Source organism: Desulfosporosinus sp. FKB (assembly GCF_002196705.1).
In the GTDB taxonomy this organism is placed as follows: domain Bacteria; phylum Bacillota; class Desulfitobacteriia; order Desulfitobacteriales; family Desulfitobacteriaceae; genus Desulfosporosinus.
Map to the genome: position 1 here is coordinate 55,506 of NZ_NADJ01000012.1, position 19,387 is coordinate 74,892.

The window sequence follows — 19,387 nt, forward strand, 5'->3', positions numbered from 1 at the left end:
TCCGTCCATCCGCCAAGTATTTGTACAACATAATTTTGACCCAGAGGAGTCCGTTTACCAGTCTTCTCAGACCAATAATCCATTCATATAAATTAATTCAAAAGCCAGAGAGTAAACTCTCTGGCTATGACCTCCCTAACTATTTTCTAAATCAATAACAGTCTCAACGTGCTGCTTCGTCCTATTGACCCGCTAATCTCCGGTAGCTTTCCAGTCTTTCAGCCGAATCCTTTTCGGTTTTTTCAAATATAGCCTCGGCTACCTCAGGGAATTTCTTTTTCAGGGAAGAATAACGCACTTCTCCCATCAGGAATTCCTGTAAGTTCAGCGTTGGTTCTTTGGAATCCAACGCAAATGCCTTTTTGCCCGCATCCTTCAATTGAGGATTGTAGCGATACAGTGACCAATAACCGCTTTCCACGGCCCGCTTAGCTTCCAACTGACTACATCCCATACCCACCTTTAGCCCATGATTGATACAAGGTGCGTAAGCAATAATCAAGGATGGTCCCGGATAAGCTTCTGCTTCAGCGATGGCTTTAAGAGTTTGATTCTTATCAGCGCCCATAGAAATTTGTGCGACATAGACATGTCCATAACTCATGGCCATCATGCCAAGATCCTTTTTCTTAGTACGTTTACCGCTCGCGGCTAATTTAGCCATCGCCGCCGTGGGCGTAGATTTGGAGGACTGACCCCCTGTATTGGAATAGACTTCGGTATCAAAAACCAGAACATTCACATCTTGACCAGATGCCAGGACATGATCTAAGCCGCCAAAGCCAATATCATAAGCCCAGCCATCCCCACCAAAGATCCATTGGGATCTCTTGACCATAAAATCTTTATTCTTGTAAATTTGATTAAGCAGAGGATTATTACCTTTATTTTTTTCCAGTAGGGCGATGAGTTTATTTGCTCTGCCACGGGTGTCTTCACCTTGATCAATATTTTCCAACCACTCTTCACAGGCAGCGTTGAATTCAGTTCCAATATTTAATTTAACCGCTTCTTTGATGTCCTGGGCTAATTTCGCCCTGACTTGATTTAGACCAAGTAACATGCCTAGCCCATATTCGGCGTTATCTTCAAATAACGAATTACCCCAGGCTGGTCCATGCCCGCTATGATTTTTGGTATAAGGCATAGATGGTGCACTAGCGCCCCAAACGGAAGAACAACCCGTAGCATTGGCAATCATCATCCTGTCACCAAACAATTGAGTCACGAGTTTAGCATACGGAGTTTCGCCACACCCTGCGCAAGCACCAGAAAATTCAAGGAGTGGTTGCTCAAATTGACTACCTTTTACAGTGAGCGTATTTGAAGGATTGACTTTTGGCGATACAGCCAGAGCATAATTCCACAGCTCAGCTTGCTCAAGTTGGGTTTCAAGGGGCTTCATTTCTAAGGATTTTTGTTTGGCTGGACAAATCTGGGCACAGTTTCCACAGCCTGTACAATCATAGACTGAAAGGACCATGCGAAAGTTCAAGCCTTTCGCACCACTGGCGGCAATACTTACGAAACCAGCAGGAGCGTTTTTCATTTCTTCTTCATTGATTAATGCAGGTCTGATAGCAGCATGGGGACATACATAGGAGCATTGATTACACTGAATACAATTTTCTGGTATCCAGCAAGGAACATTAACGGCAATACCGCGTTTTTCATAAGCCGCGGTACCCATTGGGAAGGTGCCGTCTTCCATACCAACAAAAGCACTAACCGGCAATTGATCTCCTTCTTGCCTGTTCATGGGAATCAAAATGTTTTTAATAAACGTCGGCACGTTATCCTCAGTCCAACTTTTATCTTGTGCCTTTTCCCAGGAAGCGGGAATACTAATCTTCACGATGCCTTGCACACCTTTATCGATGGCATCATGGTTCATCTTGACAACTTTTTCACCTTTAGCGCCATAGGATTTTACGACAGCATCTTTCAAGTATTTCACTGCATCTTCCACGGGAATAATATTGGCAATCTTGAAAAAGGCAGCTTGCATGATCATATTAATTCTTCCACCCAGACCAATTTTTTGAGCGATACCAATGGCATCTAAAGTATAAAAATTAATATATTTCTTGAAAATATAACGCTTCATAGCAGCCGGTAGATTCTCATCCAGTTCTTGCACCGTCCAATTACAATTCAAAAGGAAATTTCCGCCCTGCTTTAGGCCTTCCAATACGTTATATTTATCGACATATGACTGGTTATGACAAGCGATGAAATTTGCTTTATTGATCAAGTAAGGTGATTTTATGGGGTTTTTACCAAAGCGCAAATGGGAAATGGTAACACCACCGGATTTCTTAGAATCATAAGCAAAATACGCTTGGGCATACATATCGGTATGATCGCCAATAATGGCAATAGCACTTTTGTTAGCGCCAACTGTTCCATCCGAACCGAGTCCCCAGAATTTACAAGCCGTCGTTCCAAGCGCAGTGGTATCGATATCTTCACCAAACGGCAAGGAGGTATTCGTAACATCGTCCACAATACCCACGGTGAAATTGTCCTTGGGCTGCTGTTGGTTCAGATTTTCAAAAATCCCTTGAATGTGGCCAGGAACTACATCTTTGCCACCAACGCCACAGCGACCGCCAACGATTGTCGGCTGCCATTCTCTACCATAAAATGCTGCTTTAACATCCAAATACAGCGGTTCTGCAAAAGCCCCCGGCTCTTTCGTTCTGTCCAAAACCGCAATCTTTTTCACAGTTTTAGGAATGTACTTTAAGAAATGCTCTAGGGAAAAAGGTCTGTACAAATGAACCGTCAATAGACCTACTTTCTCGCCATGAGCGTTCAAATAATCAACAGTTTCCTCTATAGCTTCACATACCGAACCCATAGCTATAATCATTCTTTCAGCATCAGGGGCACCATAGAAATTGAAAAGATGATAATCCCGACCTGTAAGTTTATTGATCTCAGCCATATAGTTTTCCACTATCTCAGGAAGAGCTTGGTAATACCGATTGGAAACTTCCCGTTGCTGAAAATAGATATCCGAGTTCTGGACTGTCCCTTTTATAACCGGATGATCAGGATTTAGTGCTCTTCTTCTAAATTCATCGACAGCATTCTGATCGATTAGTTGAGCCAATTCATCATAGTCAAGGACTTCTATTTTTTGCATTTCATGCGACGTCCGAAATCCATCGAAAAAGTTCAAAAACGGGACTCGTCCTTTAATGGCAGACAAATGAGCTACTGCTGCCAAATCCATGACTTGCTGCACACTGCTTTCTGCGAGCAAAGCAAAGCCAGTTTGGCGAGTGGCCATTACATCTTGATGATCACCAAAGATAGAGATTGCATTTGCCCCAAGCGCTCGAGAACTGACATGAAACACCGCTGGCAAAAGTTCACCCGCGATTTTATACATGTTGGGGATCATTAACAACAGACCTTGGGATGAAGTATACGTGGTCGTTAACGCCCCGGCATGCAAGGAACCATGTACGGCTCCCGCTGCACCTGCTTCTGACTGCATTTCAACAAGTTTTAACGTTTGGCCAAAAATGTTTTTACGACCTTGGGCGGACCATTCATCTGCATGCTCTGCCATATTTGTTGATGGGGTAATGGGGTATATGGCCGCTACATCGGTAAAAGCATAAGATATGTGAGCCGCAGCTGTATTCCCGTCCATCGTTTGCATCTTTCTTGTCATGAAAATTTGTCCTTCTTTCGATTCTTTCTGATTTTGAAATAAAATAGAGGTTATGGATTGATTCATAACCTCTCTGGAAGATGTTAAATCACGACCATGAGAATTCTATTTAGCAACCTCTTGTGTAGTCTCTAATTCTTGGTTTGTCTGTCTTTTTCCCATGCCAAAGGCATAATAACCCACAATGACAATCAGGAGAAATACTGCTCCCACAATTAATGATAAATGAGTATCAGGATTGAACCACATTCCAACCAAGACGAGTGCCAAAAATATAATGGTTATATAGTTGCTGATCGGAAATAAGGGAGACTTAAAGGGGTGATCATTGATTTCATTTTTCCATTTCTCCCTGAACTTAAATTGACTGAAAGCTAAGGCAAACCACGGAACCATTCCTGGAAGAATACTGGCACTATAAATATAAATGAACAATTTTGAATTTGGAGCTATGACATTTAACAAAACTCCCAACAATAAACAGGCAATCGTCGTTGCAATACTATTTCTGGGCACACCACTTTTAGATACTTTACCAAAGAATTTAGGCGCTTGGCCATTACTAGCTAAGGTATAGAGCATTCTTGCCGCACTATAAATACCACTATTACACCCTGACATAGCTGCTGTGAGGACAACAAAATTGATGATGCCGGCAGCGGCAACAATCCCTACTTTAGCAAAGGTCAACACAAAGGGACTGCCAAGTATACTTATTTGATTCCAAGGATAAATGGTAACAATGACAAAAATAGCACCCACATAAAAGATCAAAATACGCCAGATGATATTCTTAATGGCTTTTTGCAGCGTTCGTTTAGGATTTTCCGCTTCTCCTGCTGTAATCCCTACTAATTCTACGCCTTGGAAGGCTGCCGTTACGATACAGAGGGAAAATAAGAAACCGTTGAGCCCACCAGCGAAAAACCCGCCATGGTTCCAGAGATTTGAAAGACCAATGGGATGACCACCGTTACCTAACCCGAAAAAAATCACGCCTGTACCAATAACCAGCATAAAGACGATTGCGATGACTTTGATCATAGCAAACCAAAATTCGAATTCTCCATAATATTTCACAGCAGCTAAATTTGCTGCCGCAACGATTCCTACCCCGACCAAAGCCGGCAGCCAGTGGGGAATGCTCGGAAACCAATAGTTTACATAAATCCCGATTGCAGTAACTTCCGACATCCCCACCGTAACCCATAAGAACCAATAACTCCAAGCGGTCATAAATCCAGCCAATGGGCTTATATACTTATTCGCGAAGGTAGCAAAGGAACCTGTCACTGGTTCGAGGAACAGCATTTCTCCCATGATACGCATGACAAAAAACATAATGATCCCAGCCAAGGCATAGGCCAGTAACACAGAGGGTCCAGCCCATTTTATGGTACTCGCCGACCCCATAAACAAACCAACGCCAATCGTGCCGCCGAGTGCAATCAATTCAATATGCCGAGCCTTAAGTCCTCTGGTTAATTGTTTTTCTTGCATTATTACACGTCCTTCTTATCGAATATTTACCTTATACTGACGTTGTTCCATTAATTGCTTTATAGTCTGAATTTGTTCCTCATCTGCAGTTTCCAGTTCCAACTCCACTCTCGCACAACCCAAAGCCACATCTCTATTTTCCCGGCTATGTGTAACAGCAAGTACATTCGCGCCTGCATTAGCAACTAACTGCAACAATTGCCAGAGCACGCCCGGCTTGTCTGAAATAATGGTATCAAAAAACACCTTTCGTCCAGATTTAACGAGTCCCTTGTTAATGATGCGCGTCATAGTATTGACATCAATATTCCCGCCACTGATTACGGCTGCTATCTTACGTTTCTTGTAGGCAGAAAGCCTATTCAGGACAGCGGCAATGCTTGCAGCACCAGCACCTTCAGCGACAGTCTTGACCTTTTCGAGTAACAATAAAATTGTACTCGCTAATTCTTCTTCATCGACCGTAACGATATCATCAACATAGCGCTGACAGATATCAAAGCTCAAATCCCCGGGGGTTTTGACAGCGATGCCATCAGCGATGGTCGGGATTCCGTCAACAGTCACTACCTGCTTCTGGGCGATTGATTCCGCCATTCCAGGGCAATTTTTAGTCTGTACTCCGATGATTTTTATTTTCGGGTTTAATTCTTTTATAGCCACAGCCATCCCGGAGATTAGTCCACCTCCACCGATTGGTACAACTACCACTTCTACGTCGGGCAGATCCTCTAACAGTTCTAAGGCAATCGTTCCCTGCCCCGCCATGACCAGAGGATCATTAAAGGGGTGAACAAATGTGGCGTTTTCTTCTGCCTGAATTCGTTTGGCCTCTGCATAGGCATCATCGTAAACATCGCCATATAAGACAACGTTTGCTCCATACCCACGCGTAGCAATCACCTTGGACAACGGCGCATGCTTCGGCATAACAATGGTCGACTTGATACCGAACGTGGTTGCTGCAAGGGCTACCCCTTGGGCATGATTCCCTGCAGAAGAAGCGATGACTCCGTTTTTCTTTTCAGATTCACTTAAATTCGCTATTTTGTTGTAGGCCCCCCTGACTTTAAACGAACCTGTACGTTGGAGATTCTCCATTTTTAGATAAACACTATTGTCGCTCATCTCGCTGATAATATTGGAATATGCCAATCCCGTTCTACAAATCACGCCATTTAGTGTTTCTCGAGCTCTTTGTATTTCTTTCAATGAGGCTGACATTTCATCACGTCCTTATTTGTTATGGCAGTATGCAACAAGTTCAATTTCTACCAAAGCCCCTTTCGGCAAGCTGGCGACGCCGACACAAGAGCGAGCTGGTAAAGTCTTCGTAAAGTATTGTTCATAGACTTTATTAACAGCAGCGAAATCTCCCATATCGAGAATAAAAATAGTGGTTTTTATAACATCATCAAAGTCTAGCCCTGCTTCTTGAATAACCTGTTTTAAGTTTTCCATGACCTGTTTTGTCTGAGCTTCAACTCCGCCCTCGACAAAAACACCCGTTTCAGGATCAATGGGGATCTGACCCGATGTGTAAAGATAACCTCCAGCCTTTATAGCTTGAGAATAGGCACCGACAGCCTTAGGAGCTTTCGCAGTTTTGATCACTTCGTTCATAATAATTTCTCCTTGTCATTTATTTGTACCCTATAATCTATATTTCAATCAGAGTAACCGCTGCTTACAATGCCAGTGTTTTTCGTTACTACACTGCTGCAATCAAGGGCACCCCGAAAGGCAGCAAAAACCATTTAGATAAGGAATTCAATTTGTTTTCATAGCTAAATATCGATAAATTGTGCTTTCTGAGGTCCTTAACGTTGCAGCCACCTTCGCAATCGCACCTTTTATCTTGAAAATTCCGTCTTCACGAAGTTCTTGAACAATCGCACTTTTTTCTTCGCTGGACATTCTTTCTGCAGAAATCTTGTACTTGGTTATTATGTTCTTTACCGCATCATCAACCACGCTATCCAAAGACGTGCTTAATGATTCTTTTACTTCTTCAGTGTCATCCATACGGACTACATTACCCAACATTGCAGTTAATGGAAATTCAGTTGGAATTTTATTAATAAGATCATCGGTAGAATTTAAGATATTCACGCAGAGCATTCCTATCAATTCACCTTTTGCATCTTTAATTTTATAGGTCGAAGATATTAAATTATCGCCGCTAGCAGTACGGCTTCGATAATTAACAAGGGCATTTTGATTCAAAAAGGTCTTGTTTTGTAATAATTTAAATCCTAGATCTGTTAAAGGGCATCCTATATACCGCCCGCTGATATATCCATTACGAATTGCAATCACAGAGTTTTCCACATCTATAATATCGTGCAAAAGCACTTCGCAATGGGGGCCGATGATGTCTGCAATAAAATCCACGAGGGGAATATATAAATTCAGCACCTCTTTGTAGTCCATAAATTCATCTTCTTTCTGTATGATCTGTATATTTTATATATTCGCTATATAATAAGAATTTCCTCCTATAATAATAATTTTTTATTATTTTTTCTTGCAGATTCACCTTCACTCCTTTCTTCTAAATAAAAGATAACGCGCATAAAGCGCTTATCTTACACCTGCTGCCCTTCTATTGACAATAGAAAAACCGGGGCTGTGGCCTCGGTCCTTCTATTGTTCTTGGATATCTGAAAATTTGTATTCGTAACCTTGTATTCTTTGCACAAATTGTCTTAAAGTTTGGTTGCTATTTAGGTGGAGTACCACAGTCAATTTCCCCAATGCGAAGCAAAATTAACCCTTGCGGGGTCTTTGTTTCGGCATTTTGGTTTTAAATGAAACTATCCGAAGCAATTATATTTGACATATGACACAAACATCAAAGATAAGAATATAAATTAGTATATTCAAAATATTTAAAAAATAAGAAGAGGAGGAACTAACTGTGCCTGAAACAAAAAAAGTTAAGGAGTTAATGGTTCCGGTTTCATCTTCATCTGAATATCCCATAGTCTATAATACCGATACCTTAAGAGACGCCATAAAAGTTTTTAAAAACTATTCAGGTGAGAGTAAAAAGCATCGTTCCATTATAGTCTTAAAACGAGAAGGAAATGAGGAGAAGCTTGCAGGTATTTTAACAGTACGAGATATACTCAATGCCATAAAAGCAAAAACACTGAATAATAATGATGACGCTGAGAATTTTCCAGCGTCTTGGGGAAACTTTTATCGTAAGAGTTCCTTAGGTTATAGCGTTAATACTAAAGTTGGAGATGCAATACGTCCACTAGTAACTGAGTTTGTTCATTTAGAGCAAAATCTTTCTGAAGCAATTCGAATAATGATGACAAAAAAAATCAATATACTGCCAGTATTCGAAGGCGGAAAGCCGATAGGAATTATTAGGGCAATTGACATTCTATATTATATCGAAGAATGTTTGTAATTGAGAATCTCGGTACTCGACTACTGGCTAGGTTTTATCGAGCCGCTTAAATCGCAGTTACTTCAAAATCCTTATCATTAACACGTTGATTTTTCACAAGAAGTCAATCAACTAAGAGCGTTAATCTCTGGCTGATTGACTTCTTCAAGAGAGAATAGTTATTCTCACAGAAGAGGTAACGCTGCTCTAAGCACTTGTTACACTAGGGGTAAGAATCCAGGCAGAAAAGTGTTACCAATTTGACATCATTCCCTCGCCTTACTTAGATTAATTTCATTGCTTATTGGTTATAACCCATAATTTCTTGGCAATGTGCCTTGAGCATTTGATGAAGAAACTTTTCTAATGTCCATCTCAAAGTATTTTCGGTTTCCCTTTCATAAACCTGTTTCATAAGGTCGAATACTGGTTTATCAATTTCGAGATATTGTCGTTTATTATTTGCCTCGTTACGACCATATCCATCAGACAACTCACTTAATTCTTCAGTAAGTCTTGTAATTTCTAGTACGTTTTCTACAAAAAATATGAGTTTCTCGGAATATTTCATATTACCATTTATCACATACAAAACATTCAAAGAATTCGAGCATGGCCTAAAACTAATAACGTTATACATATAATGAAAATCCAGTCGACTAACCGAAGTTCCGAACTCACAGATGTTTTCCAATTCATCAGCAGTGACTTTAGAGCTTATCTCAAAATCTTGATCCTTTTGACGTAAGTAAACGTAACCATCCGATGGTGATATATTAAGGAATCGACATAATTTTAGAGCAAATTTCTTAAATTGATCTTTATTAAAGATTTTGTTTTCGTAATGACGTGTAATTTCCGTACTCACTATACGTTACCTCTTCCACTTGCTTTATGGAGAATAGCCTTTTGAGTATAGTTCTTTGAATTTATTTAATGTTATGTTAACAATTATCTATACGCTCTAGGCAACGCGTCATGATCACCTGGTTAAAATACTCGTCAAATGATCCAACCGAATTTTCGGTTTCCCTTTCATAAACCTGTTTCATAAGGTCGAATAATGATTCTTCAATTTCAATACATTCATGTTTATTAGTTCTCTCGTCACTTTGGAAGTCACTGACTCTAACTATTATTCCCTCCACAGAAGGTTTGATGGATCGTACGATTTTTATGATGTCCTTCTTGTAACAATTTTCTATCAAATCTTTCGCAAATTTGTCTGCACATTCTAATATTAAGTGATTTCCATCTAAACTTGGAACTATAGGGGCAATCCAATTCTCATAGGCTCTTATTGGAATAAGTGACTTAAGTAGATTTAATGCCCTTTGCCATAAATCTTTAAGAGAAGTAGATAACTCATTATTAATTAATATGTTGCGTAATTCACCGTTCACTTGAGTGTTCCCAAAAGACTGGACGTTATCGAAGCTCAATTCGCCAGTCCCTTGTTCACGGTGCCTTGTAAGCTCCAAAGTATTTTCTGTCAAGTATAGGATTTGCTTAGCGTTTTCTATGTTACCCTTAATGTTATACTGAACATTCAAATCATTCGAGTAAATCTGAAGTCTAAACTTTATTATATAAAAACTAGAATGAAATGCTAGACAATTAATCGTCTTGCCAATCCCACAGATATTTATTAGGTCTTCAACTGTTGATCTTATGCTAGTATCAGTACCTTTTCGAAGAATTAAAATAAATAGATCGGTTAACGATAAATTACAAAATCCTGCTACATTTAGAGCAAACTGTTTAAATTGACCTTTTGAAAAAACTTTATTCTCATATTGACGATTAACAATTGTAACCTTCACACCTACAGCCTCCAACGTGAATGTAAACAATTCCTTCTATTCATATAAGTCTAGATCTTAAACCCAATTAGCTCAAATTCAATCCCAAATGGCCAGTCATTATTAAAAAGTTACAACCGATAAGACGTCATATATATTTTTAAGCGATTATGCAAAACAATTTAATGGAAAAATTGCTTCTCCTCATCTACTAAACCCAATGCAACTTCTACTAAGGCAGTGAGATGCATCATTTTCATACCAAGTTTATAATACTTATTCATGTCAACAAACTGATCCATACAGTTATGGCAAGGGATGCACCCAATTTTGGCACCTGTAGCCACTAATTGATCAACCTTAGGTTTAGCCTTAATCATACGCATTGCTTTAGTTTCAGCAACTGCACCTGCTCCTCCGCCAGCTCCACAACAAATATTATAATTCCTATTAGGAAACATTTCGCGAAAATCCATTACAGTATTGCTCAGCACAAAGCGCTGAGGCTCAACAACCCCCTCTTTACGAACCATATTACAGGGATCATGTAGGGTCACTGGGATAGTATTTCTTGTCTTATCTAGATTTAAAGTGCCATCTTTAATCCAATCGGCATAGAGCTCAACTATACTCCGCACAGGGAACTGTTTTCCTTTCCAGTAATCACGCGCAAACACTCTGGTTGATCGGAAAGCATGCCCGCATTCTGTGACAATAATTTCCTTAGCATTTAACCTCTCAGCTTCTTCAAACAACGGGCGCGAAATTTCAGCAAATTCATCGTTTTTACCCGTAAACAAACATATATTTGTAGCATCCCAACGTTTAGAGCTAATTGTAAAGTTTGCTTTAGCTGCATGGAAAACATTTAAAATGCTTTGAAGATCAGCTGGATAATGTTTAATCTCCCGAGCATTAAATCCAAAGAAGAAATCTGCATTAGGAACATCTAAAGGAATCTTATAAGTCGGATCTTTAAGATTTTCCTGCATCATTTCTTCAATCCATTCTAATGTCTCCTCATACTCAATTTGATCAACACCCATCTGATTACCAGTCCGTATATGATCATCAGCGATAAATTGCAAATAACCGGGCGGCTGTGCAACTTTTCCTCGAAAGGCTCTCGTGATTGCGTTTATATTCACTCCCATAGGGCATTCAACGGTACATCGATTACACATTGTACAATTCCAGATAAATGGATCATTTTCTGCTTCTTCTCGCATACCGAGAACTACTTTACGTATAAACTTACGAGGGTCTTGATCATTATGAAGATCACTATAAATACAACCAGCTGTGCACATACCACAAGTGAGACAGTTAGAAAAATCGCAGCCATTTAATAGTCCTGCTATTTCATCACGCAATGTTGGATCTAAACTTTTAACTCTTATTGGTTCTTGTTCATGCATCTTACAGTACCTCCGACATTAAATAGTTTAAATTGCACCTGGAATTATCGGGTCATTCTTCACCTCAATCCTTTACCCAAGCGTTTAAAGGTCTAATGCTTCGCTAAAGATTCGGACAAAATACAAAGACAAATGGTTTTATACGGATAATAAGGTTAAATATTACACTACGAGTGAGCATAATTCCTAGGTTATTGACATATGTCCTATTTTTAATAATACAAGGTTTACGGCATATGTCAATAACAAATATTCTTATCATTGTGAAGAGAGTAATAATTGACTCGCCTTACCTAATCAGTAATTTTATTAAATTTCCAAAGTCTAAAATAGAATAAAAACCAAATCAACGAAAACCACATATGAGTTAACCTAAAGCCCGTTATTTCTGATGCAGTTGATCTATGTAGTGGACTGTTAAAGAACACAAGAATAGTTTTATATCAAGTTCACGGGTACATGGACAAAAAAATATGTTTCCCCACACTACTCTAAATGTGTGAAGAAACATACTTCATTTTCGCTAAAAACACAACATATTGTGTTGATATAAACTTGTCTACATATGAATACCTTATTTGCAATAAAAACTTGCCATAAAACTAATTATGTCAACAATTTAGCCCTTAGTACAATTCCAACATGTAACTTTTTTAATTGGGGTGTTAGTTAAATAATTCTAAGCCTTTTCTAGCAATTCTTTCGCCAAATATTTTTGCTCGCTCTTTTTGCCCATCATCCCCATCTTTAATGCACACAGCTCCATAATGAATGAAAGGCTGTCCCTCAGCAACACCTGAGGAGTAGACCAACATACCTTTTACTAACATCTCAGCAATCATTGAGAGTTCCGCTACCTCTGCACCACCACCAACATAATTTGCTGTAGCAAAAACAGCTCCAAGTTTTCCGCTGACATTTTTAGCTGTATCTAACCATTGCTTTAATTGCCATGCTAAGGTTCCTGCAATCGTCGGTGATCCAAAGATAACTACTTTGGCTTCGTTCAAGAATTCATTGTCAATTTCTTCGATCGACATACTTTTTACATCAACTTTATCGATTTTCTTTGCACCTTCAGCTATGAGGTCTGCAACCTTTCTGGTATTACCAGTCTTACTATAAAAAACTATAGCTATTTTCATAAGATTCTCCTCCTTTTAAACACAATTTTAACATTGTTCCCACTGTTTGGAAATACATTTTTGGGTTAAACCTTTTACCGTTTCGGGTGGAAAAACTAATAACAAAGGGGTGTATTTGCTTAATAAGAAATCAGAGCAACTTTTAGAAAAATAACTGAAACGAACTTTCCTGAGGACAAGCGTTTTCATGATCTCCTGAACAGATGCGCCATTGCCGCTGTTTCGCTGTATGACGTCGAGCAAATCGACAAAATTAAGGATGGTTCATATGCCATCAGGAATTTTGAGTATTATTGTAATGATTGCTATTTATGGAGTTGCTTTATAGATTATAGGCAACAGTACGGATAGAAAACCAGAGACTATGTTAAATAGAAAAAGAGTATTTGGGTTGAATAAGCGCACTGCCTAAGAGGTGAAGATTGTGAATACGGCCAAATTTTCTAGAGGTATTCAAGCTTATGTGTTTACAAGATTAACATCATTAGCTTTTTATTTTTATGCATTTTACTTAATTAAGGCTAAGCGGTGGAACACCTACCGTTGAGATACTGAAAAAAGCGGTAACTATAAATTAATATGGTTACCGTTAAGTCAACTAAAAGTATAATATTTTATCAGCGCCGATTAATTCCTGGGCTGCCAGTGGCAGTTTAACCGGCATAATGAAGTCTTCCATTTGGGATGTGTCTTCAAGATTTTGGGAAACACCATCGATAACATTAAATGTAGCACATGAAACAATATTTATCCCTAGTTTATCTTTCACAAAACGAGCCATCAATTCAAGATTATCTGGAAGTGCATCCTTAGTTACACCATCCAGTTGACTCGCAATTAATTCTTTAAGATCATCTGTTAATTTAAGGGTTGCTAGCATGCCCTTTTTAGACATGTTAACTCCATACGGCCCATAATATAATGTGACATTTTCAATCTTGGCTATATGCTTGGACATAAAAGCTACAACATAAGAAGCATACTGATTGTATGGCTTATCGATGCCACTGTTAACTATGATTAATAGGTTTTGAATATTTTCCATGTTTATCCTCCTTCAAATAATCAGGTTTCCTCATTTAATTTCCACATTCATCATGATGCTGATGTTCGTGACAAACAGAGCCAGTAGATTTAAGTACGCCCTGCAAATAGCTTTTTGCAGCGACTTCAGCGATTCCTTGTGCACCTGTAATAACCTCAATACCTTTATCGTTGAAGATGCTGACGGCGCTGCCACCCATGCCTCCGGCAATAACAACATTAACTCCCATATCGTTTAAAAAATTCGGTAAAAAGCCAGGCCTATGTCCGGGGTTTGGTACTGATTCACTCTTAACTATTTGATTGTTTTCTGCTTCAAAAATATTGAAACTCTCGCAATACCCAAAGTGTTCTGTTACCATTCCATTCTTACTTGCCACTGCAATTTTCATTTTTCTTTTCCTCCATTTTTTCTAACATATTTGTTATATTCTCAAGCCAATCACCCACAAAAAGTTCAATGAAACCTTTATCACAGGCTGTTGCGATTCTGGTATCAATTGGTAACTTAGCAAGAATATCTATGTTGAGTTTTTGAGCAATTTCATCAATATGACTTTCACCAAATATTTTATATTCTTAATCACAATCAGGACACTTGAAATATGCCATATTTTCAACTATTCCGATGATGGGTATCTTCATCGTTTTAGCCTCTTAACCGACTTAGATACGATCATTGAAACAAGCTCTTGCGGAGAAGTCCAATTATTAATCCGTCAACTGGAATGGATTGGAATACAGTAAGCGGTACGTCACCTGTACCGGGCGGCAGATCAATAAACATGAAATCTACCTCTCTCCAGATTACAGGGTCTGTATCATTTTCCAAAAGAAGATTAATCGACATAATATCGATACCTGTTTTACTTTTGACAGGTAATAGTCATATTTTTATATTGGCGGACTTAATTACCTCTGCAGTATTCTCGCCAGATCGTGGGGTAACTAAAACACTTACCTTGTTATCCACAATGATCTGTGCAGCCTTGATCCCTGCACCACCTTGGCTAGCTGCTGCACTATTATCCAGAAATACACTTTCCTTTGACTCCGTATCATAAAGCACCTACCCTTCTCTATTTCCTTTGTTTTGTCAGTTTTAATCAGTAATAAAGTAGCAGGAGACTCCTGCTGCTTTATTACTGATTAAAAGCTAACAAGTTGTTTGCTTCTAATATTAAGGTTACTTTCAAGTAATTTCTTTTTCTTTTCAATCGATTCTTATTGCTTTTTTGTTGCAGTAGGATCTGTCGAAAGTGTTCTTCCAAAACCTCGTCTGCAACCCCTTCCTTGACCTTGTACCTGCCCCTGACCCTGACATTGACCCTGTCCTTGACCTAATCCAGCACCCCTACGACGTACATTACCTTCAGAACAAACACTGAAGCCCCTTCCATTCGTTGCTCCACGTCCCATTGGACCAGACCCATCTCTTCCCGGCATTCTAATTACCTCCTTTTGGTTATTGACATATGCCCTTTTCGATTTCTATTATAGTTCTTTTTGAACATATGTCAATTATTATTGAGTATTTACTGTCACAAGTTGATAGACTATTATTTTTATTCACTTTGGTCAACTGGGCATTTGCCGCATAACATAAATTGCTATACTGTTCTCCTTTGTTTTGTTCTATGGCCCTATAATATACAGAATGACTATTATCTTTTTATATTGCCACAATATTAAATAAGCTAATTATGAAAAATAGTATTAAGTATTTCTTTTTGAATTCGGATAGATAATATTCTAAAAAACAATCACATCGATAGCAAATTCGCTTATTATTAAGTACAACTATATACCCTATGGCTTAAAGATTGTCTTGAGATTTACACAGAGGCAAATATTACCATAACTAAAAACTATTTGACAAATACATAATTTTAATATGACATTTTGCTAAGTATTGTGTTATTCTATACCTAAAGAGCAAACAATATAATTAAGGGGGGTTTCATATGCTATCAGGAATTTTGAGTATTATTGTAATGATTGCTATTTATGGAGTTGTTTTTATAGATTATAGGCAACAGTACGGATTGAAAACCAGAGTTGAAAAATCTATGTTAAATAGAAAGAAAGTATTTAAGTTGAATAAGCGCACTGCCTAAGAGGTGAAGATTGTGAATATGGCTAAATTTTTTAGATTACTCAAGCTAATGTGTTTAAAAAATAAACATCATTAGCTTTTTGTTTTTAAATGGAAAATGGGAAGATATATTCAATAGTTTATCTCTAAGAAAATGACGTTAAGACTTTGCCTTAACGTCATTTTGGCTAAAGTTTATGAGCTTATTATAGAATGTACATAAAATTCGTTCTTAAATTTATAACTGCTGTTCCTCTATAAATAAGGTCCAACATAGCAGCCTTTCGCATCAATAATTCCTGCGCCTTCAGGAGCCGGACCTCCAATGTTGACAATCTTTTCTCCTTTGATTGTAACAGACTGCTTGTCTATTACACGCTCACCATCAAAGATTTTCACGTTGATAAAAAATGTTCCTTATCCATGTTAATAACCTCTTTTCAATAGTATTATTTCTAAACCCTGTTTGGTTTCTATAAGCATAGTATAAAGCTGCTATTTAAACCGAACTTAAATGGAGTTTAAACGCAATGTATACAAAAATAAAAACCACAGCCGATAAATTCGGACTGTGGCATAAAAAGCGCCGACCTTTCCATAGCCTTGAATTGATGTTAAAACGCAAGAGACGAGTTCGAAAATGTCGCTGTTTTAGGCGTTTTGTTTTTACAGACTTAGTCCCAAATTTCCAAGAATGTACATACCTTAGTATATACGTATATATTGTTACACCGGAAATACAAAATAGGTAATTTCCAATAATACTCTCTAAAGAAACCTTTCCGCCAATATACACTTTAAGAAGGTGATGATCATCAAGATTGGTATACCAAGAGCACTCTTATATTATAGATACAAGCATCTTTGGGAAAGTTTTTTTAATGAACTGAAAATCGACTATATTGTCAGCCCGGATACCAACAGAGACATTGTTCGAAAAGGAATAGCCTATGCTATAGACGAATCGTGCTTGTCCTCAAAAATAAAAATTATGCCATGTATCCGATGGGGGCTACCAGCATGGCAACCATTGACAGAGCACTGGATTTTCTAAAAAGGACTACGATGGGATCATTCATGTCAAATCCTTTGGTTGTACACCGGAAATTGATGCCATTCCAGTTCTACAAAATATCAGCAATGATTTTAAAATTCCAATTCTCTATCTTTCCTTTGACACACAATCAAGCGAGACCAGTTTTAATACTCGTCTCGAGGCTATTTATGACATGATAATCATGAGAAAGGACACTAAGAAATGAGCAGGCATATTTAGGAATTGATATCGGCTCCATTTCTACCAAAGGGGTGGTCATCGATGAACACAATAAGATTAAGGCAAGTGAGTATCTGTGGACAGAGGGTGATCCCCTAAAAGCCGTTAAACGACTATTGTCCACTTTAAAGAGGCAGCTTGACAACACTACGAAAAAATTGTCGCAGTCGGTACCACAGGCAGTGCCCGTAAACTGATTGGGGCAATGACGGACGCTGTTGTTATTAAAAACGAGATAACTGCCCACGCCATCGGGGCAATTCATAAAACGATGCTTAACCTCCCCCAAAACGCTGAAAAGCCCAGCATTGCTGGACTTTTTTATGTTAATTAATTGTATCAAGATGGCATATATAATAACTAACTCAGCTTCTTCGTTTATCTAATAAAACACGAGATGCCTTTCGACAATTATTACTCTATACCCTTGCTTTTTTAAAATCGACTCTGGAAACTCCTGAAGATGATTGATTACAGTTTGATGATATATTCTTATTCATCTTCATTTCTTCTTCAGCAGTACAACTGTCTCTGTATGTTGGTTCATGGAAACATATTTTCCAAATAGAAAATGAAGGACAAGGGATCAACTAAAAATGAAAAAAGCAAAGAGCCCCAGCATTCAGGGCTCTTTGCAGTCTCTCCATAACCGGTCTACCTTCCTTTTATGCAGCAAACGGAACAGCAAACAATGCAACCAGAGCTGCCCACAAATCTCCTATAGCAGCCCACAAAACAGCAAACGCTGTCCAAAAAGTTCCCAGAGCAGCCCAAACATTTCCTAGTGCAGCCCATAAAGCGCCTGAACCTAAAGCCATAATGACACCCCCTTGTAATCAAAGTATTTATGAAGGCTTGTATATCATATCCTATGCAGTTGTCCTAATAACGCTTCACAATATCTTAAAGTGTCTCGATGGAAAACAGAGTAAGACTTTAAAATGGCGGTTTTGATAACTCTTGACATACTATAAGCAAGAGTAAACCTAATTGGGTAAATACTAGCGGTTACCGAACAAGGCATAGCAATCTTGATTACGTATCCGTTCCCCAAATAGGATCATGTTGCCGAATCTTTGATAAAGGACTTAAATCGAGTTAGCGCAGGTGACGAATACCCCTGAGATCTCCAGATCATGTGAATGCTTAGAGAACATCTGGGATTACGCACACGAATTAGTGAAACCTTTTTCAGATCAATCCCCGGAAAGATCGGAATCAGTGCAACACCAAATTTAGCGCCGACAAGCCCGGCTACTGTTCTTTCATCGAAGGCCTCGAACGACATTTTCGGCTGGAAACCGGCATTATTGCACAGTTTCTCAACGCTATCACGGAGTGCAGTTTGAGGTTTATAAAGAACAAATGGATCAGCTGCCAATTCGCTTAAATCAATCTGCTCAACGTTTGCCAACCTGTGATTTTTATCAACTATTAAAAATAGCTCCAGCGTCATTATAGGTAAGGAGCTAAAGTCTTTAAAAGGTTGCTGCAGAGTGCAGAAGGCCACGTCAACTTTAGCTGATTCCAGCTGATTCAGTATTTGATTGGAGGTATCCTGAGTTAGATGAAATTGAATTCCGGGAGCTTCTTTTTGAAACTTACTGATTAATTCCGGGATGAAACTTGACCCGAGCGGTTGAATAAAGCCAAGCGATAGCGTACCATGCAAGGGATCGACCATATGGTCGATTTTTTTCTTTGCCTCGTCTATTTCCCACAAAGCCCGGTTGACATGCTCAAGGAAGACTTCTCCATAGCGGTTTAACACAACACCACGACTTTTTCTTTTAAACAATGGAACCCCGATTTCCTGTTCGAGCCGGGAGATTGTTCGGCTTAGTGCACCTTGGGAAAGGGTTAATTCTTCTGCAGCCTTTGAGAAGTTACATATGCCAGCCAGAATTTGAAAATATTTCAGTTGATGCCAGTCCATTAAACTTTCCTCCATCAAAAAAGTGATATTACAATTATGCAACAAAACCATGTCAAAGACAATTTGTTACGCATACCTGA

General features: G+C 38.7%; 18 protein-coding genes and 2 pseudogenes. 3 read left to right on the forward strand and 17 right to left on the reverse strand.

Annotated elements, in window-relative coordinates; all coding sequences use genetic code 11:
• Positions 1-181: 181 nt before the first annotated feature.
• From nifJ to B5Y67_RS03015, 5 genes are all read right to left on the reverse strand, one after another.
• A complete protein-coding gene (gene nifJ / locus B5Y67_RS02995) occupies positions 182-3,688 on the reverse strand; it encodes a pyruvate:ferredoxin (flavodoxin) oxidoreductase (RefSeq protein ID WP_088225133.1) in 3,507 nt (1,168 codons plus the stop codon).
• A gap of 105 nt (positions 3,689-3,793) precedes the next feature.
• The gene (locus B5Y67_RS03000) at positions 3,794-5,188 is read right to left on the reverse strand and encodes an amino acid permease (protein WP_088225078.1); all 1,395 of its coding nucleotides are present in this window, start codon (positions 5,186-5,188) and stop codon (positions 3,794-3,796) included.
• A gap of 15 nt (positions 5,189-5,203) precedes the next feature.
• Entirely contained in the window at positions 5,204-6,412 is a 1,209-nt protein-coding gene (gene ilvA / locus B5Y67_RS03005; RefSeq protein WP_088225079.1) for a threonine ammonia-lyase, read from the reverse strand.
• 12 nt (positions 6,413-6,424) lie between these two features.
• Positions 6,425-6,814: a RidA family protein gene (locus tag B5Y67_RS03010; protein WP_282432743.1), complete on the reverse strand. Its 390-nt coding sequence runs from the start codon at positions 6,812-6,814 to the stop codon at positions 6,425-6,427.
• A 144-nt stretch (positions 6,815-6,958) separates the two neighbouring features.
• A complete protein-coding gene (locus tag B5Y67_RS03015) occupies positions 6,959-7,621 on the reverse strand; it encodes a PAS domain-containing protein (protein ID WP_088225081.1) in 663 nt (220 codons plus the stop codon).
• A gap of 487 nt (positions 7,622-8,108) precedes the next feature.
• Between B5Y67_RS03015 and B5Y67_RS03020 the strand changes: the two genes are divergently transcribed.
• On the forward strand, positions 8,109-8,612 hold the full coding sequence (locus B5Y67_RS03020; protein ID WP_242975808.1) for a CBS domain-containing protein: 504 nt from the start codon (positions 8,109-8,111) through the stop codon (positions 8,610-8,612).
• 280 nt (positions 8,613-8,892) lie between these two features.
• Here the strand turns inward: B5Y67_RS03020 and B5Y67_RS03025 are convergent, their stop codons facing one another.
• The 9 genes and pseudogenes from B5Y67_RS03025 to B5Y67_RS03065 form a co-directional block, all read right to left on the reverse strand.
• Complete coding sequence (locus B5Y67_RS03025) at positions 8,893-9,459, reverse strand: hypothetical protein (RefSeq protein ID WP_088225082.1); 567 nt, start codon at positions 9,457-9,459, stop codon at positions 8,893-8,895.
• A 76-nt stretch (positions 9,460-9,535) separates the two neighbouring features.
• On the reverse strand, positions 9,536-10,414 hold the full coding sequence (locus B5Y67_RS03030; RefSeq protein WP_088225083.1) for a DnaA N-terminal domain-containing protein: 879 nt from the start codon (positions 10,412-10,414) through the stop codon (positions 9,536-9,538).
• Between the two features lie 161 nt (positions 10,415-10,575).
• Positions 10,576-11,811, reverse strand: a complete 1,236-nt coding sequence (locus B5Y67_RS03035) for a (Fe-S)-binding protein (protein ID WP_088225084.1) — start codon at positions 11,809-11,811, stop codon at positions 10,576-10,578.
• A gap of 665 nt (positions 11,812-12,476) precedes the next feature.
• Entirely contained in the window at positions 12,477-12,956 is a 480-nt protein-coding gene (locus B5Y67_RS03040) for a flavodoxin domain-containing protein (RefSeq protein ID WP_088225085.1), read from the reverse strand.
• A 598-nt stretch (positions 12,957-13,554) separates the two neighbouring features.
• Entirely contained in the window at positions 13,555-14,001 is a 447-nt protein-coding gene (locus B5Y67_RS03045; RefSeq protein WP_088225086.1) for a hypothetical protein, read from the reverse strand.
• A gap of 34 nt (positions 14,002-14,035) precedes the next feature.
• Positions 14,036-14,392 (reverse strand): NifB/NifX family molybdenum-iron cluster-binding protein, encoded by a 357-nt coding sequence (locus B5Y67_RS03050; protein ID WP_088225087.1) that lies wholly within the window; start codon positions 14,390-14,392, stop codon positions 14,036-14,038.
• Positions 14,370-14,886, reverse strand: a pseudogene (locus tag B5Y67_RS03055) (P-loop NTPase); the annotation flags it as partial. The gene B5Y67_RS03050 and the pseudogene B5Y67_RS03055, both read right to left, overlap by 23 nt.
• 3 nt (positions 14,887-14,889) lie before the next feature.
• A pseudogene (locus B5Y67_RS03060) lies at positions 14,890-15,066 on the reverse strand (NifB/NifX family molybdenum-iron cluster-binding protein); the annotation flags it as partial.
• Between the two features lie 158 nt (positions 15,067-15,224).
• A complete protein-coding gene (locus tag B5Y67_RS03065) occupies positions 15,225-15,446 on the reverse strand; it encodes a DUF5320 domain-containing protein (RefSeq protein WP_088225089.1) in 222 nt (73 codons plus the stop codon).
• A gap of 518 nt (positions 15,447-15,964) precedes the next feature.
• Between B5Y67_RS03065 and B5Y67_RS25150 the strand changes: the two genes are divergently transcribed.
• Positions 15,965-16,117, forward strand: coding sequence for a hypothetical protein (locus B5Y67_RS25150; protein WP_170932563.1), 153 nt, complete (start codon positions 15,965-15,967; stop codon positions 16,115-16,117).
• Positions 16,118-16,350: 233 nt separating this feature from the next.
• Here B5Y67_RS25150 and B5Y67_RS24805 read toward each other — a convergent pair whose 3' ends face one another.
• On the reverse strand, positions 16,351-16,494 hold the full coding sequence (locus B5Y67_RS24805) for a hypothetical protein (protein WP_242975809.1): 144 nt from the start codon (positions 16,492-16,494) through the stop codon (positions 16,351-16,353).
• Between the two features lie 409 nt (positions 16,495-16,903).
• Here B5Y67_RS24805 and B5Y67_RS03070 point away from each other — a divergent pair, with 409 nt between their 5' ends.
• Positions 16,904-17,149 carry an acyl-CoA dehydratase activase-related protein gene (locus B5Y67_RS03070; RefSeq protein WP_242975810.1) on the forward strand — a complete coding sequence of 82 codons (246 nt, stop codon included), beginning with the start codon at positions 16,904-16,906 and terminating at the stop codon, positions 17,147-17,149.
• An 887-nt stretch (positions 17,150-18,036) separates the two neighbouring features.
• Here B5Y67_RS03070 and B5Y67_RS25155 read toward each other — a convergent pair.
• Together B5Y67_RS25155 and B5Y67_RS03090 are read right to left on the reverse strand one after the other, a co-directional pair.
• Positions 18,037-18,189 carry a hypothetical protein gene (locus tag B5Y67_RS25155; protein WP_170932564.1) on the reverse strand — a complete coding sequence of 51 codons (153 nt, stop codon included), beginning with the start codon at positions 18,187-18,189 and terminating at the stop codon, positions 18,037-18,039.
• 242 nt (positions 18,190-18,431) lie between these two features.
• Complete coding sequence (locus B5Y67_RS03090; RefSeq protein ID WP_088225090.1) at positions 18,432-19,307, reverse strand: LysR family transcriptional regulator; 876 nt, start codon at positions 19,305-19,307, stop codon at positions 18,432-18,434.
• Positions 19,308-19,387: the final 80 nt, after the last annotated feature.

What these genes read in the sequence shown, in the direction of transcription:
- nifJ (WP_088225133.1), bottom strand. Translation starts at nt 3,688, where the DNA reads ATGACAAGAAAGATGCAAACGATGGACGGGAATACAGCTGCGGCTCAC.
- B5Y67_RS03000 (WP_088225078.1), bottom strand. Translation starts at nt 5,188, where the DNA reads ATGCAAGAAAAACAATTAACCAGAGGACTTAAGGCTCGGCATATTGAA.
- ilvA (WP_088225079.1), bottom strand. Translation starts at nt 6,412, where the DNA reads ATGTCAGCCTCATTGAAAGAAATACAAAGAGCTCGAGAAACACTAAAT.
- B5Y67_RS03015 (WP_088225081.1), bottom strand. Translation starts at nt 7,621, where the DNA reads ATGGACTACAAAGAGGTGCTGAATTTATATATTCCCCTCGTGGATTTT.
- B5Y67_RS03035 (WP_088225084.1), bottom strand. Translation starts at nt 11,811, where the DNA reads ATGCATGAACAAGAACCAATAAGAGTTAAAAGTTTAGATCCAACATTG.
- B5Y67_RS03040 (WP_088225085.1), bottom strand. Translation starts at nt 12,956, where the DNA reads ATGAAAATAGCTATAGTTTTTTATAGTAAGACTGGTAATACCAGAAAG.
- B5Y67_RS03045 (WP_088225086.1), bottom strand. Translation starts at nt 14,001, where the DNA reads ATGGAAAATATTCAAAACCTATTAATCATAGTTAACAGTGGCATCGAT.
- B5Y67_RS03050 (WP_088225087.1), bottom strand. Translation starts at nt 14,392, where the DNA reads ATGAAAATTGCAGTGGCAAGTAAGAATGGAATGGTAACAGAACACTTT.
- B5Y67_RS03065 (WP_088225089.1), bottom strand. Translation starts at nt 15,446, where the DNA reads ATGCCGGGAAGAGATGGGTCTGGTCCAATGGGACGTGGAGCAACGAAT.
- B5Y67_RS25150 (WP_170932563.1), top strand. Translation starts at nt 15,965, where the DNA reads ATGCTATCAGGAATTTTGAGTATTATTGTAATGATTGCTATTTATGGA.
- B5Y67_RS03070 (WP_242975810.1), top strand. Translation starts at nt 16,904, where the DNA reads ATGATCATCAAGATTGGTATACCAAGAGCACTCTTATATTATAGATAC.
- B5Y67_RS25155 (WP_170932564.1), bottom strand. Translation starts at nt 18,189, where the DNA reads ATGGCTTTAGGTTCAGGCGCTTTATGGGCTGCACTAGGAAATGTTTGG.
- B5Y67_RS03090 (WP_088225090.1), bottom strand. Translation starts at nt 19,307, where the DNA reads ATGGACTGGCATCAACTGAAATATTTTCAAATTCTGGCTGGCATATGT.